At 70.2% G+C, this 13,508-nt stretch carries 11 protein-coding genes; 6 read left to right on the plus strand and 5 right to left on the minus strand.

The window, feature by feature from the left end; genetic code table 11:
- Positions 1–59: 59 nt before the first annotated feature.
- The 3 genes from gltA (at position 60) to M6G65_RS10895 (ending at position 2,618) form a co-directional block, all read left to right on the plus strand.
- Complete coding sequence (gene gltA / locus M6G65_RS10885) at positions 60–1,349, plus strand: citrate synthase (RefSeq protein ID WP_192708322.1); 1,290 nt, start codon at positions 60–62, stop codon at positions 1,347–1,349.
- A gap of 113 nt (positions 1,350–1,462) precedes the next feature.
- Positions 1,463–2,296 carry a DNA-3-methyladenine glycosylase family protein gene (locus M6G65_RS10890; RefSeq protein ID WP_238196734.1) on the plus strand — a complete coding sequence of 278 codons (834 nt, stop codon included), beginning with the start codon at positions 1,463–1,465 and terminating at the stop codon, positions 2,294–2,296.
- Positions 2,297–2,369: 73 nt separating this feature from the next.
- On the plus strand, positions 2,370–2,618 hold the full coding sequence (locus M6G65_RS10895; RefSeq protein ID WP_238196686.1) for an amino acid transporter protein: 249 nt from the start codon (positions 2,370–2,372) through the stop codon (positions 2,616–2,618).
- Between the two features lie 265 nt (positions 2,619–2,883).
- On the opposite strand, the gene parC is transcribed toward M6G65_RS10895, so the two are convergent.
- Both parC and recO read right to left on the minus strand, forming a co-directional pair.
- Positions 2,884–5,130 carry a DNA topoisomerase IV subunit A gene (gene parC / locus M6G65_RS10900; RefSeq protein ID WP_250103923.1) on the minus strand — a complete coding sequence of 749 codons (2,247 nt, stop codon included), beginning with the start codon at positions 5,128–5,130 and terminating at the stop codon, positions 2,884–2,886.
- A 250-nt stretch (positions 5,131–5,380) separates the two neighbouring features.
- Positions 5,381–6,100, minus strand: coding sequence for a DNA repair protein RecO (gene recO, locus M6G65_RS10905; protein ID WP_250103924.1), 720 nt, complete (start codon positions 6,098–6,100; stop codon positions 5,381–5,383).
- 141 nt (positions 6,101–6,241) lie between these two features.
- Between recO and M6G65_RS10910 the strand changes: the two genes are divergently transcribed.
- Both M6G65_RS10910 and M6G65_RS10915 read left to right on the plus strand, forming a co-directional pair.
- Positions 6,242–6,640, plus strand: a complete 399-nt coding sequence (locus tag M6G65_RS10910) for a hypothetical protein (protein WP_238196689.1) — start codon at positions 6,242–6,244, stop codon at positions 6,638–6,640.
- Positions 6,641–6,659: 19 nt separating this feature from the next.
- On the plus strand, positions 6,660–7,355 hold the full coding sequence (locus M6G65_RS10915) for a gamma-glutamylcyclotransferase (RefSeq protein ID WP_238196690.1): 696 nt from the start codon (positions 6,660–6,662) through the stop codon (positions 7,353–7,355).
- A gap of 52 nt (positions 7,356–7,407) precedes the next feature.
- On the opposite strand, the gene M6G65_RS10920 is transcribed toward M6G65_RS10915, so the two are convergent.
- Positions 7,408–7,551 carry a hypothetical protein gene (locus M6G65_RS10920; protein WP_192708317.1) on the minus strand — a complete coding sequence of 48 codons (144 nt, stop codon included), beginning with the start codon at positions 7,549–7,551 and terminating at the stop codon, positions 7,408–7,410.
- A gap of 175 nt (positions 7,552–7,726) precedes the next feature.
- On the opposite strand from M6G65_RS10920, the gene M6G65_RS10925 reads away from it, so the two are divergent.
- The gene (locus M6G65_RS10925; RefSeq protein WP_238196691.1) at positions 7,727–8,347 is read left to right on the plus strand and encodes a hypothetical protein; all 621 of its coding nucleotides are present in this window, start codon (positions 7,727–7,729) and stop codon (positions 8,345–8,347) included.
- 6 nt (positions 8,348–8,353) lie between these two features.
- On the opposite strand, the gene M6G65_RS10930 is transcribed toward M6G65_RS10925, so the two are convergent.
- Positions 8,354–9,655 (minus strand): Nramp family divalent metal transporter, encoded by a 1,302-nt coding sequence (locus M6G65_RS10930; protein ID WP_238196692.1) that lies wholly within the window; start codon positions 9,653–9,655, stop codon positions 8,354–8,356.
- 243 nt (positions 9,656–9,898) lie between these two features.
- Positions 9,899–13,405, minus strand: coding sequence for a DNA polymerase III subunit alpha (dnaE, locus tag M6G65_RS10935; protein WP_250103925.1), 3,507 nt, complete (start codon positions 13,403–13,405; stop codon positions 9,899–9,901).
- Positions 13,406–13,508: the final 103 nt, after the last annotated feature.

Consider the following 13,508-nt stretch of genomic DNA (forward strand, 5'->3'; position numbering starts at 1 on the left):
CGACTCAGGGGAGCCCGAGGCCGGCATCCGCCACGTCGCCAGAGAAGGGTCCACGATCCATGAGCGCACCCAGCACCATCACCGTGGACGGCAAGTCGATCGAACTGCCGGTGAAAACCGGCACGATCGGGCCGGACGTGATCGATATCGGCAAGCTCTACGCCCAGACCGGCGCCTTCACCTTCGATCCGGGCTTCACCTCGACCGCTTCGTGCGAATCGAAGATCACCTACATCGACGGTGACGAGGGCGTGCTGCTCTACCGCGGCTACCCGATCGAGCAGCTCGCCGAGAAGGGCGACTTCCTCGAGACCTGCTACCTGATGCTGTTCGGCGCCCTGCCGACCGCCGCCCAGCGGGCCGATTTCGAGTACCGGGTCACGCGCCACACCATGGTGCACGACCAGATGAACCGGTTCTTCACCGGCTTTCGCCGCGACGCGCACCCGATGGCCGTCATGGTCGCCTCGGTGGGCGCCCTCTCGGCCTTCTACCACGACTCGACCGACATCACGGACGAGAGCCAGCGGCTGATCGCGTCGATCCGCATGATCGCCAAGATGCCGACGCTCGCCGCGATGGCCTACAAGTACTCGATCGGCCAGCCGTTCGTGTACCCGAAGAACGACCTCGACTATACGTCGAACTTCCTGCGCATGTGCTATGCAGTGCCGTGCGAGGAGTACGAGGTGAACCCGGTCTTCGCCCGGGCGCTCGACAAGATCTTCATCCTGCACGCCGACCACGAGCAGAATGCCTCGACCTCGACGGTGCGGCTCGCGGGCTCGTCCGGCGCCAATCCCTTCGCCTGCATCGCGGCCGGCATCGCCTGCCTGTGGGGCCCGGCCCATGGCGGCGCCAACGAGGCGGCGCTCAAGATGCTGATGGAGATCGGCACCCCGGAGAACGTCGGGAAGTACGTCGCCAAGGCCAAGGACAAGAACGACCCGTTCCGCCTGATGGGCTTCGGCCACCGGGTCTACAAGAACTACGACCCGCGTGCCCGGATCATGCAGAGCACCACCCACCAGGTGCTGAAGGAGCTCGGCAAGACCGACGATCCGCTGCTCCACGTCGCCATGGAGTTGGAGCAGATCGCCCTCAAGGACGAGTACTTCATCGAGAAGAAGCTCTACCCGAACATCGATTTCTACTCGGGCATCACCCTCAAGGCGATGGGTTTCCCGACCGACATGTTCACCGTGCTGTTCGCGGTGGCCCGCACGGTCGGCTGGATCGCCCAGTGGGCCGAGATGATCGAGGACCCGTCGCAGAAGATCGGCCGCCCGCGCCAGCTCTACGTGGGGCCGGCGCAGCGCGACTACGTGGCGGTGGACCAGCGCGGCTGAGGCGGGACCTGTCGCGGGACGCGACCAGTGGGGCGGCCGAGAGGCCGCCCTTCGTATTTGCGGAGGCGATCGATCTCCGCCTGCCCTATCGACCGCCCTACGACTGGGCGGCGATCCGCGCGTTCCTGGCCAAGCGGGCGATCCCGGGCGTCGAGACGACGGATCCTGCGGCTTCCTACGCGCGTACGGTCAGCGTCGCGGGGCGGCACGGGCTCCTGACAGTGGCGCCCGGCGCGGACAGCCTGCGCGTCACGCTGCGCGGCGTCGAGGCTAGGCACGCCGAGGCCGTCGCGGGGCGCCTGCGCCGGCTGTTCGACTGCGAGGCGGATCCCGGCGCCATCGCGACCTGCCTCGCCGGCGATCCGGTCCTGGCCCCGCTCGTGGCCGCGCGGCCGGGCTTGCGCCTGCCGGGGGCCTGGGACCCGTTCGAGACCGGCTGCCGGGCGATCCTCGGCCAGCAGGTGTCGGTGGCGGCCGCGATCGGCCTCGCGGGCAGGCTGGTGGCGGCGTTCGGGACGCCGCTGGCGGAGCCGATGGACGGCCTGACCCACGTCTTCCCGGCGCCGGCGGATCTGGTCGAGGCGGATATCGCCCTGGCGCTTAACATGCCGCGGGCCCGCGGCACGGCGATCCGGGCACTGGCCGCGGCGGCGCTCGCCGACCCGGATCTGTTCGCGCCGGTAGAGTCGCTGGAGGCTGCGGTGCTCCGCTTCACGGCGATCCGCGGGATCGGTCCCTGGACGGCGCAGTATATCGCCATGCGGGCGCTCAAGCTGCCGGACGCCCTGCCGGTGGGCGATGTCGGGCTGCTGCGGGCGCTCGCGACCGCCACCGGGAGGCCGACCGCGGCGGAGCTTCTGGCCCGGGCCGAGGCCTGGCGGCCGTACCGGGCCTACGCGGCGCAGCACCTCTGGGCGGCGGACGAGGCGGCTGTGAAAGCACAGTAAAGCGAGTGGCGACAATCGTTCCCCGCACCGTCAAGACGGGTCAATTACGTTGCCGGCCGGGGGCTTGGATTCGATGTCGGACGTGGACGAGGAAGCGCGCGACAAGCTCGTCGCGAACGAGCGCATCAAGTTCACAGCAACCTATGCCAATGGTCTCGCCGTCGCGATCTTTGCCGTGGGTGGTTTCGCACCGTTCATCTCGACCGCTCTATCGGACCGTCCGCACTTCGAGCCCGTACTCGTCACGATGGCAGTTTGCTGGATCATGAGTGGCGTCATACATCGGGTGGTAAGGCACGCCTTGCGGAACCTTCGCCCATGACGACAGCTCAGTTTCTCCTCCTGCTCGCTGTCCCGATCGGTGGCGGCATCCTGGCTCTTGGTGCGCTCTGGCTCGATCAGCGTTCGCACTGAGACAGGGTTTGTCCCGCCCGCGCCCTCGTCCTGAGGTGCCGGAGCGTAGCGGAGGCCTTGGAGGAGGCCTCCAGCCGGCCGCGCGATCCCTGAAGTCCTCCTTCGAGGCCCGCTGACGCGGGCACCTCAGGATAAGGCGGTGGGTTGGAAGTCCGTCCCTTCCTAACCCCGCCTCACCGCCCGAACCGCTCGAATTTCGGGAAGCTGCGCGCCATCATCAGCCCGACCTCGGCCCGGTGGCCGAGCCACTTCTCCAGCACCGACACGTTGGCGAGCCGGCCTTCGGCTGAGCCGTCCTGCCAGGGCAGACCGTCCGCCAGCTTGAACACGTGCGCGTCCAAGAGCCCGCCGCTGCGGCAGCGCTGGAGCCGGACGCCCTTGCCGCGGGCGAGTTCGGCCACCTCGGAGATCGGGAAGATCAAGAGCAGCTTCTCGGTGTTGACCACCGCCACGTGGTCGCCGTCGGCCGGCACCAGCACGGCCGCGGTGGCGTCGCCGTCGAGGCCGAGCACGCTCTTGCCCTTGCGGGTGTTGGCCACCAGCGCGTCGGCGGGCGCCACGAAGCCGCGCCCGTCAGAACCCGCGATCAGCAGCTTGGTCTCCGGCCGGTAGGGCAGCGCCGCCACGATCTCGGTGCCGTCGCCGAGGTCGGCCATCAGCCGCACCGGGTCGCCGAAACCGCGACCGCCCGGCAGCTTCGAGGCCTCCAGCGTGAACACCTTGCCGTTGGTGGCGAGCAGCAGGATCTTCTGCGTGGTCTCGGTCGGGAAGGCGATCTTCAGGGTGTCGTCGCCCTTGAACGCCACCCCGGACAGGTCCGCCACGTGGCCCTTGAGCGCCCGGATCCAGCCCTTGGTGGAGACGATCACGGTGATCGGCTCGCGCTCGACCAGCGCCGCGGTGAAGTCGATGCCGCCGACATCCGGCGGGCTCGCCAGCGTCGTGCGGCGCTTGCCGAGCTTCGTCTCGGGCCCGAAGGTCTTCTTCACGGCGCGGATCTGCGCCTGGATCGCCTTCCACTGCGCCGGCTCGGAGGCGAGCAGCGCGTCGATCTCGGCCTTCTCGGCGGTCAGCGCGTCGAACTCGCGCTTCAGCTCCATCTCCTCGAGCTTGCGCAGGGAGCGCAGGCGGGTGTCGAGGATGGCGTTGGCCTGGATCTCGGTCAGCTCGAACCGGGCCATAAGGGCGGCCTTCGGCTCGTCCTCCTCACGGATGATGCGGATCACCTCGCCGAGGTCGAGGTAGACGATGAGCAGGCCGCCGAGGATCTCCAGGCGCCGGTCGATTTGGCCCAGGCGGTAGCGCGAGCGGCGCTGCAGGACCACGCGGCGGTGGTCGACCCACTCGCGCAGGCACTCGGCGAGCCCGATCACCTTCGGCACGAGGCCGCCGACCAGGACGTTGAGGTTGAGGGGGATCCGCGCCTCCAGCTCGGTGAGCCGGAACAGCGATTCCATCAGGATGACCGGGTCGACCGTCCGCGAGCGCGGCTCCAGCACCACGCGCACGTCCTCGGCCGACTCGTCGCGCACGTCGGCGAGCAGCGGCAGCTTCTTCTCCTGGAGAAGCTCGGCCATCTTCTCGATCAGCCGGCCTTTCGGGATGCCGTACGGAATCTCGGTGACGACGATGTTCCAGGTGCCGCGGCCGAGATCCTCCTTGGCCCAGCGGGCGCGGACCCGGAAGGCGCCGCGGCCGGTCCGGTAGGCCTCGGCGATCGACTCGGCCGAGTCGACCAGGATGCCGCCGGTGGGAAAGTCCGGCCCCTGGACGAACTTCGCGAGCTGCCCCGACGTCGCCTCGGGGTGGTTGATCAGGTAGAGCGCCGCGTCGCACAGCTCGGCGGCGTTGTGCGGCGGGATCGAGGTCGCCATGCCGACCGCGATGCCCTGGCTGCCATTGGCCAAGAGGTTCGGGAAGGCCGCCGGCAGAACGATCGGCTCCTCCTTCTCGCCGTTGTACGACGGGCGGAAATCGACCGTGTCCTCGCCGATCCCGTCGAGGAGCAGGCGGGCGACCTCGGTGAGCCGCGCTTCGGTGTAGCGGTAGGCGGCGGGCCCATCGCCGTCGATGTTGCCGAAATTGCCCTGGCCGTCGACCAGCGGGTAGCGCTGGGCGAAGTCCTGGGAGAGCCGCACCAGCGCGTCGTAGATCGCCTGGTCGCCGTGCGGATGGAAATCGCCCATCACGTCGCCGACGATCTTGGCGCATTTTTTGTGCGCGGTGGTCGGGTCGAGGCGCAGCAGCCGCATGCCGTACAGGATGCGCCGGTGCACGGGTTTCAGCCCGTCGCGGGCATCCGGCAGGGCGCGGTGCATGATCGTGGAGAGCGCGTAGGCGAGGTAGCGCTCCTCCAGCGCGGATTTCAGCTCGACGCTCTCGATCCCGTCGCCGGACGGCGGCTCGAAGGGCTGGCCCATGACGGCTCCTGTCTCAGGGCGGGGCCGCCGAACGGCCGCGCCACCTCATGCAGCAATCCGTCATTCCGGGGCGCGGGAGGCGAGCCCGGAATCCAGACCCGCCTGCCCTGCCGGAGGAGACGGACGATCCTGCCGGGCCGCGTGCGCGTCTGGATTCCGGGCTCGCCTCCCGCGCCCCGGAATGACGGGTTTGTTTGTCTCGGGTCGAGCGGCGCTCAAGCCCGGACGTATTTAGAACAGAACGCGAACATTACTCGGCCTCGCGGCCGAGCGCAACGAATCGCGCCCGCTCCTCGGGCGGCCCGAGGCCGCGGGGCCCCCAGACGTGCCGGTCGAGGAAGTACCCCGTCAAGGTAAACCCTTGTGCAACGCCGTCCGGACCCGGGGACCCGCCCGCGTGCAGGAAGGTCGGGAGCGCCAGCAGGCGGTCCCGGTAGGGCTCGCCCGCCGAGGCGCTGACCGCCCGGCCGCTCTTCGGCGAGACATAGGCCAGGGCATCGTTGCCACCGGTGGCCGCGCAGGCGGTCAGGTCAAGGCCGAAGCCGAGTTCCGACAGGATCGCCAGCTCGAAGCGTACCATCAGGGGCGGGGCGATCGCCGGGTCGTCCAGATGCTCCACGAGGATCCCGGCCGCCTCGTAGAGCGCCGGATGCGGGTCGCGCTCGGGGAGGAGCCGCAGCAGGGCCGCCATGTGGTTCATGCCGTAGAGGGCGAGGCTCGACCCGATCAGCCGGGAGAGCTGCGACTCGAGGGGTTCCACCGCGTAGGAGCCGAGGCCGTCGCCGAGGCGTGCCCGCCACGTCAGGCGCACCCGGTTGCCGGGCTGCAGCACCGGCTGCATCCGGCGCGAGCGGCCGCCATGCACGAGGCCGAGATGGCGCCCATGGGACTCGGTCATCGCCTCCAGGATGACGCCGGTCTCCCCGTGCCGGCGCAGGCCGAGCACCAGGGCGTCGTCGGTCCATTGCATCGAGCGTCGCGTCGCGGAGTGAGAGGGGTGCGGCGCGCCGGACGCGTACCGCTTGGTCTCTTCCATATAGGAAGCCGCGGCGTCCGGCGCTGCCCGCCCGCTCTCCAGCCTCGGGCAGCCTTGGCCCGCTAGCGATGAGCGATGCCCCGTCTCGCCCTCGCCGGTCTCCTTGCCCTCGTCGCCGTCGGTGCCGAGGCCGCGCCGCGGGCACCGAAGCTCGCGGCGGAGGCTGCGCCGTCCCCGGCCCTCCTCCAGCGGATCGCCGCCCTGGCGCTGAAGCAGGTCGAGTTCGGTTCGATCTCGCTGCTGCCGGTGCGGTTCGAGGGCAGCCGGATCGCCGGGCCGATCGAGGATGGCGGCCGGGTGATCTACTGCGTGTCGGGCCGGATGTACGGCCGGACCTTCGGCAAGCCCGAGCGCCCGAAGGTGGCGTTGCGCTACGCGAGCGACCGGCTCACGGTGCTCGATGATGACGAGGTCTGCACGGGTCACCGCACCCGCCCCTTCCCGGAGCTCGACGCGCTGGGCAACAAGCCCTGAGGCCGCCGCGTTGAGGGCCATGCCCTCCGCGCCCGCCCGCACCCTCGACCTCAGCCTCGACCTGATCGCCCGCGCCCATTCCGTCCCGATCCCGGACGACCCGAGCGCCCTCGAAGTTCTCTCGGATGCGGAGCTGCGCCCGGGGCTCGATGCGATCGTCGCCGGGCGCGAGGGCAGCGACCTGTGGGTCTTCGCCTACGGCTCGCTGATGTGGAACCCGGAATTTCCAGTGGCCGAGCGCCGGATCGGGACGGTGCGCGGCTTCCACCGCCGGTTCTGCCTGCTCCAGCGCCGGTTCCGCGGCACGCCGGAGCGGCCGGGCTTCGTCCTGGCCCTGGACCGCGGCGGCCTGTGCCGGGGTGTGGCCTTCCGCCTGCCCGGCATGGAGATCCGCGAGGCGCTGATGCCGGTCTGGCGGCGGGAGATGCGCGGCCGGGGCTACGTCGCCCGCTGGCTGCCGGTCGCCACCGAGGCCGGAACCGTCTCGGCCCTGACCTTCCTGGCCAACCGCGCCAGCGACCGCTACGCCGGCCGCCTGTCGGACGCCGAGATCGCCGAGAAGATCGCCGCCGCCTGCGGGCATAAGGGGCCGAGCGCCGAATACCTGTTCCGGACCGTCGAGGCCTGCGAGCGCCTCGGCATCCGCGACCGGCATCTCTGGAGCCTTCAGGCCCTGGTGGCCGCGCGGCTCAGGGCCTGCGCACCGGCGGCGTGAGCCCGTCTCCCGTCGGTGGCGTCGGTGCAGCCGTCATCGCGCGCGCAGCGGCTCAGGCCCAGGCCCGCTTCATCGCGATCACGACACGGCTACCGCCATGCTCGGCATCCGGATTGCGCGGCTCCCGGATGCCGGGGGCGCGGCCGGTGGTGACGTAGACCAGAAGGGTGAGGGCGAGCAGGATCTTCGTGCGCATGGCGACGCTCAAGCTTGAGCGACGGTGCATAGAATCGATCGGTTTTTACGGAGTTGCTGCAACGCACGCGGACGCTGTCGCGATGCGGTTCTCGCATTTGTGGTGAACGGAGGGTTGCGGCAGGGCCGCGATCGTCTATGCCGCCGGCCCGGGATGTCCACAGGCGGAGGATGGGATGCGGCTCCGGATCGGCGTGGCCCTGGCGGTCGTGGTGATCGCCGTCGCAGCCCTCCTGGCGGGACCGCTGAGCCGCGGCGACAGGCTGTCGGACATCGTCACCGGGCGGACGCCGCTGTTGGCCGGCGCCAACCGGGCGTCCGGGGGCAGTGCGGACCTGTCCGGCACGGCGGCCCTCGGGACGGACCAGCGTCCGGTGACCCTGCACGTCGCCTGTGATCCGGGCGGCGCCGGCCTGTCGGCGGCGCTGATCGTGCCCCGCTTCGCCGAGCTGGCGCCGCGCTTCGACTTCGCGGGGCTTGAAGGCGGCAGCACGGCGCCGCTCACCGGGATCCTGGTCTCCAGCGCTGGCAGCGTCCGCTCGGTGCGGATGCCGGTTCAGGGCGCGGCGGCCGGGGCGGATGCAGGCTTCACCCTGACGGTGGCGGGAGCCCACCGCGGCGAGGATCCGCTGCGCGGCGTCGCCCTGGCCCTCACCCAGCCCGGGACCAAGCTCACCTGGACGCAGGCGAGCCCGCGGAGCGAGGATCCGGCCCTGACGGCGACGGTCACGGTGGCGGAAGCCGATGCCGCGGCGCTGAAGGGCGCGCTGGCCGGCTGCCTCGCGGCACCGTTCTGAGGCGCCTCACAGGACCCACGTTACGACGAGGCAGGCCGTGGCCAGGAACGTCGCCGCGGTGGTGATCCAGCCGAGCCCGTTCGTCAGGCGGCCGTTGACGCGACCGCCCATCACGGCCCGGTCGTTGGTCATCAGCATCATCAGGAGCAGGAGCGGCGGCACCGAGAAGCCCTGGACGATGCCGGACCAGACCAGCGCCCGCATCGGGTTGAAGCCGAGGAAGTTCAGCCCGACCGCCACCACGGTCACGGCCGCGATGGTGCCGTAGAACAGCTTGGCCTCGCTCGGGCGGGCGTGGAGGCTGCCCTTCCGGCCGATCCCCTGCACGAGGTCATAGGCCGCGCCGGTGGTCATCACCGGCACCGCCAGGAAGCCGACCCCGACGACGCCCAGCGCGAAGAGATACTTGGCGCCTGCCCCCGCCAGCGGCTCCAGCGCGGCCGCCGCCTGGGCGGCGCTCTCGATCTCGGTCTGTCCGGCCTGATGCAGCGTCGCGCCCGTGGACAGGATGATGAAGTAGAGGATCATGTTCGAGAACAGCATCCCGATCACCACGTCCCGGCGGGTCTTGCGCAGCTCGGCGTCGGTCGCCCCCTTGCGCTGCCGCAGCGTATGGCGCCCGAGGGCGATCTCCTCCTCGACCTCCTGGTTCGACTGCCACGTGTAGATGTAGGCCGAGAGCGAGGTGCCGATGCAGGCGACGATCATCGACAGGAAGTCGGCATCGAACCGGATCTGCGGCACGAGGGTGCCGCGCAGGATCTCGGCGGGATCGGGCTTGGCCAGGATCGCGGCCGCCACGTAGGCGAACAGGGCAAGCGCCAGCCAGCGGAAGATGTCGCGCAGGAGCGCGTAGGAGCCGAAGATCTGGAGGCCGAGGATCGCCGCGGCGGCGGCGACCACGATGATGGGGATCGGCACCGGCACCAGCAGGTTGAGGGCCGCGCCGATCCCGCCGAGATTGGCCGCCGCCTCAATGACGTTGCCCGTGAAGGCGCCGAGCACGAGCGGATAGAGGATCCAGCGCGGGTACCGGTCGCGCACGATGGCGAACAGGCCCTTGCCGTAGACCTGCCCGAGCTTGGCCGAGACGTAGACGACCACGACCATCATCGGCAGGACGACGGGCGCGATCCAGAGGAACGCAAGGCCGTATCGGGCGCCGGCGCTCGCGTAGGTGCCGATGGCGGAGGGATCGTCGTCGGCCGCGCCGGTGATCACGCCGGTGCCGAGGGCGTGGAGGAAGCTGCCGCCCTCGCGCGGCCTGGTCGGATCGTCGGTGTCGGGCTTCGGGCGGGGCTGGTCCATGGATCCTCGTCGCAGGGTGCGCCGAGGTCCAACCGGCCGGGTTTCGAGAGTGTTCTCACTCAGGCACCCGCGCCGTCATCCCGGGGCTCGCCTCGGGCGGGAGCCTGGAATCCAGAGCCTCCGGCGCGGATCGATGGGGGCAGTCCTCCCGACGAGACCAGGCAAACACCGGCGGTTCTGGATTCCGGGCCCTGCTCCGCAGTCCCGGAATGACGGGCCGGTCTTCCCGCACGCTGGGGGAGGCTAGCTCACCTCGACCTGAACCACCCCCGGCACGGTCCGGAGCTGGCCGGCGAGCGTCGGCGTCGCCTGGAATTTGCCCGGCAGCCGGATTTCCACCTCGCGCCCGCCGCCGTCGAGCTTGAGGATCAGCGAGACCTCGCTCTCACCGCGCATCGACAGCCGCTGCTGCACGGGCGCGACGCCGCGCGGGTCGCTGAGATGAATCCGGATCCCCTTCTGGTGGCGGGCCACCGCTTGGTCGAGGGGTTCCGCGGTGAGGATGCGGGCGCGCACGTCCTCGCCCTCCAGGTTGGCCTGGAGCTGGAGCACCAGCGGCCGGCCCGGCTCAAGGATGTCGCGGTACTGGCCGAGCCCCTCGGAGAAGATGATCGCCTCGAAATGCGCCGTCCGGTCCGAAAGGGTGACGATGCCCATCTTGTTGCCGGTCTTGGTCCGCCGCTCCGCCCGGTCGAGCACCGAGGCCGCGACCCGGCCGACGCTCGAGGTCCCGGCCCGCACCGCGCGGCAGAAATCGGCCCAGCTCTGGACCCGCAGCTTGTCGAGCAGGTCGCCGTACTCGCCGAGAGGGTGGCCCGAGATGAAGAATCCGATCGCCGCGTATTCGCGCTTGAGCGTGTCGGCCATGGGCCAGATCTCGTGGGGCGGGATCCGCAGGGACACGTCGTCCGCCACCACACCGCCGAACATGTCGGTGACGCCGGCGGTCTCGGCCTCCACCGCGCTGGCGGCGAGCTTCATCATCGGCTCCACCGCCGCGAAGGCGCGCGCCCGGTCCGGCTCGATGCAGTCCAGCGCCCCGGCCTGGACAAGGCTCTCCAGGGTGCGCTTGTTGATCATCCGCGGGTTCAGCCGGCGCGCGAGGCAGGCGAGGTCCTTGAACGGCCGGTCGCCGCGGGCCTCCACCAGTGCCCGCACCGCCTCGCGGCCGACGCCCTTGATGGCGGCCAGCGCGTAGAAGATCTTGCCGTCGCGCACCTCGAACACCTCGCCGGAGGTGTTGATCGAGGGCGGCTCGACCACGATCTTCAGGCGCTGCGCGTCCTGGCGGAATTCGGCGAGCTTGTCGGTGTTGTCGATGTCGAGGGTCATGGCGGCGGCCAGGAACTCGACCGGATAGTTCGCCTTCAGGTAGGCGGTCTGGTAGGTGAGCAGCGCGTAGGCCGCCGCGTGGCTCTTGTTGAAGCCGTAATCGGCGAACTTGGCGAGCAGGTCGAAGATCTCGTTGGCCTTGGCCTTGGTCAGCCCGCGCTCGGTGCAACCTTTGAGGAACCGGTCGCGCTGCGCGTCCATCTCGGCGCGGATCTTCTTGCCCATGGCGCGCCGGAGCATGTCGGCCTCGCCGAGCGAGTAGCCGGCGAGGACCTTGGCGATCTCCATCACCTGTTCCTGGTAGACGATGATGCCGAAGGTCTCCTTCAGCATCGGCTCCAGCTTCGGGTCCGGGTACCAGGACGCCTCGTTGCCGGCGTCGCGGCCGAGCTTGCGCTCACAATAGACCGGGATGTTGGCCATCGGGCCCGGCCGGTAGAGCGCCACCAGGGCGATGATGTCCTCCAGCCGGTCGGCCTGCATCTCGCAGAGCGCCTTGCGCATGCCGGCCGATTCCACCTGGAACACGCCGACCGTCTCGCCGCGGCCCATGGGCCCGTAGGTGTTCGGGTCGTCGAGCGGCAGCGAGGCGAGGTCGATGTCGATGCCGCGCTGCTTCAGGAGATCCGTGCAGCAACGCAGCATCGTCAGGGTCTTGAGGCCCAGGAAGTCGAACTTCACCAGCCCCGCCTGCTCGACCCACTTCATGTTGAACTGGGTGACCCGCATCCCGGTCTTCGGGTCTCGGTAAAGCGGGACCAGCTCCTCCAAGGGCCGGTCGCCGATCACCACACCGGCGGCGTGGGTCGAGGCGTGGCGGTGCAAGCCTTCGAGCTTCTTGGAGATGTCGATGAGCCGGCCGACGATCGGCTCCTCCTCCATGGCCTGCTGCAGCTTGGGCTCGCCCTCGATCGCCTGGGCGAGCGTCACGGGGTTGGCGGGGTTCTGCGGCACGAGCTTGGTCAGCTTGTCGACCTGCCCGTAGGGCATCTCGAGGACGCGGCCGACGTCGCGCAGCACGCCGCGGGCGAGCAGCGTACCGAAGGTGATGATCTGCCCGACCTGCCCCTCGCCGTAGCGCTGCTGCACGTACTTGATCACCCGCTCGCGGCCTTCGACGCAGAAGTCGATGTCGAAATCCGGCATCGAGACGCGCTCGGGGTTGAGGAAGCGCTCGAACAGCAGGCCGAACCGGAGCGGGTCGAGGTCGGTGATCAGCAGCGACCACGCCACCAGCGAGCCGGCGCCGGAGCCGCGGCCCGGGCCCACCGGGATGTCGTGGTCCTTGGCCCACTTGATGAAGTCCGAGACGATCAGGAAGTAGCCCGGGAACTTCATCTTGACGATGACGTCGAGCTCGAAGGCGAGGCGCTTGCGGTAATCCTCCTCGGAGAAGCCCGGCGCCGTGCCGTGCTGCTTCAGGCGCAGCTCCAGCCCGGCCTCGGCCTGCCGGCGCAGCTCGGTCGGCTCGTCGGCCGAGACCGCCTGCATGCCGGTATCTGCGGCCTCCGCCATGGGCGATGTCTCGCCTGCCGCGACCTGCGAAAAGTTCGGCAGGATCGGCTTGCGGGTCCGCGCCCGCACGGCGCAGCGCATGGCAATCTCGACGGTGGCCTGGAGCGCGTCCGGCAGGTCGCGGAACAGCTCGGCCATCTCGGCGCGGGTCTTGAAGGCGTGGGTCGGCGTCAGCCGGCGGCGGCGCTCGTCCGAGACGACGCGGCCTTCCGCGATGGCGAGCAGGGCATCGTGGGCGTCGTAATCGTCGGGCTTGGCGAAGTAGGGCTCGTTGGTCGCCGCGATCCCGAGACCGTGCCGGCCGGCGAGGTCGAGGAGCGCGGTCTCGATCCGCCCTTCCTCGGGCAGGCCGTGGCGCTGCAGCTCGACGTAGAGCCGCTCCTCGCCGAAGGCCTCCTTGAGCCGCTTCAGGCGGGCGAGCGCCAGCTCGGGACGGCCGGCCCGGAACGCCGTGTCGAGGGGGCCCGACAGCCCGCCGGTGAGCGCGATCAGCCCATCGGAGGATCCGACGAGGGCCGCCGCGTCGAGGCGGGGGGCTTCGCCGAGCGCCGTGTCGAAATAGGCGCGGCTCGCCAGCCGCAGCAGGTTGGCGTAGCCGGTCTCGTCCTGGGCGAGGAGCACGATTCCGTGACTTGTCGGCGCCTGCCGCTGGTGCGGATCCGCGGCCTCGAACGCCACCGAGAGCTGAACGCCGGCGATCGGCTGGATGCCCTCCCCGGCCGCCTTCTCGGAGAATTCCAGCGCCCCGAACAGGTTGTTGGTGTCGGTGAGCGCCAGGGCCGGCTGCCGGTCGGCGGCCGCGGCCTTGATCAGGGAGCCGACCTTCAGCGCCCCTTCGAGGAGGGAATAGGAGGAGTGGACATGGAGGTGGACGAATCCGACCTCCTTGAGCTGGCGTGGCATGGCCGACCTTGTTCCGGGGTCGTCCAGCATCCCCGCTTGCCGGCTTCAAGTCGACGTGCGCCGGGCCCTTCGGGGACGATATCCACCGGTCGTGCCCCGGGAG

This window comes from Methylobacterium tardum (assembly GCF_023546765.1).
Classification (GTDB): domain Bacteria; phylum Pseudomonadota; class Alphaproteobacteria; order Rhizobiales; family Beijerinckiaceae; genus Methylobacterium; species Methylobacterium tardum.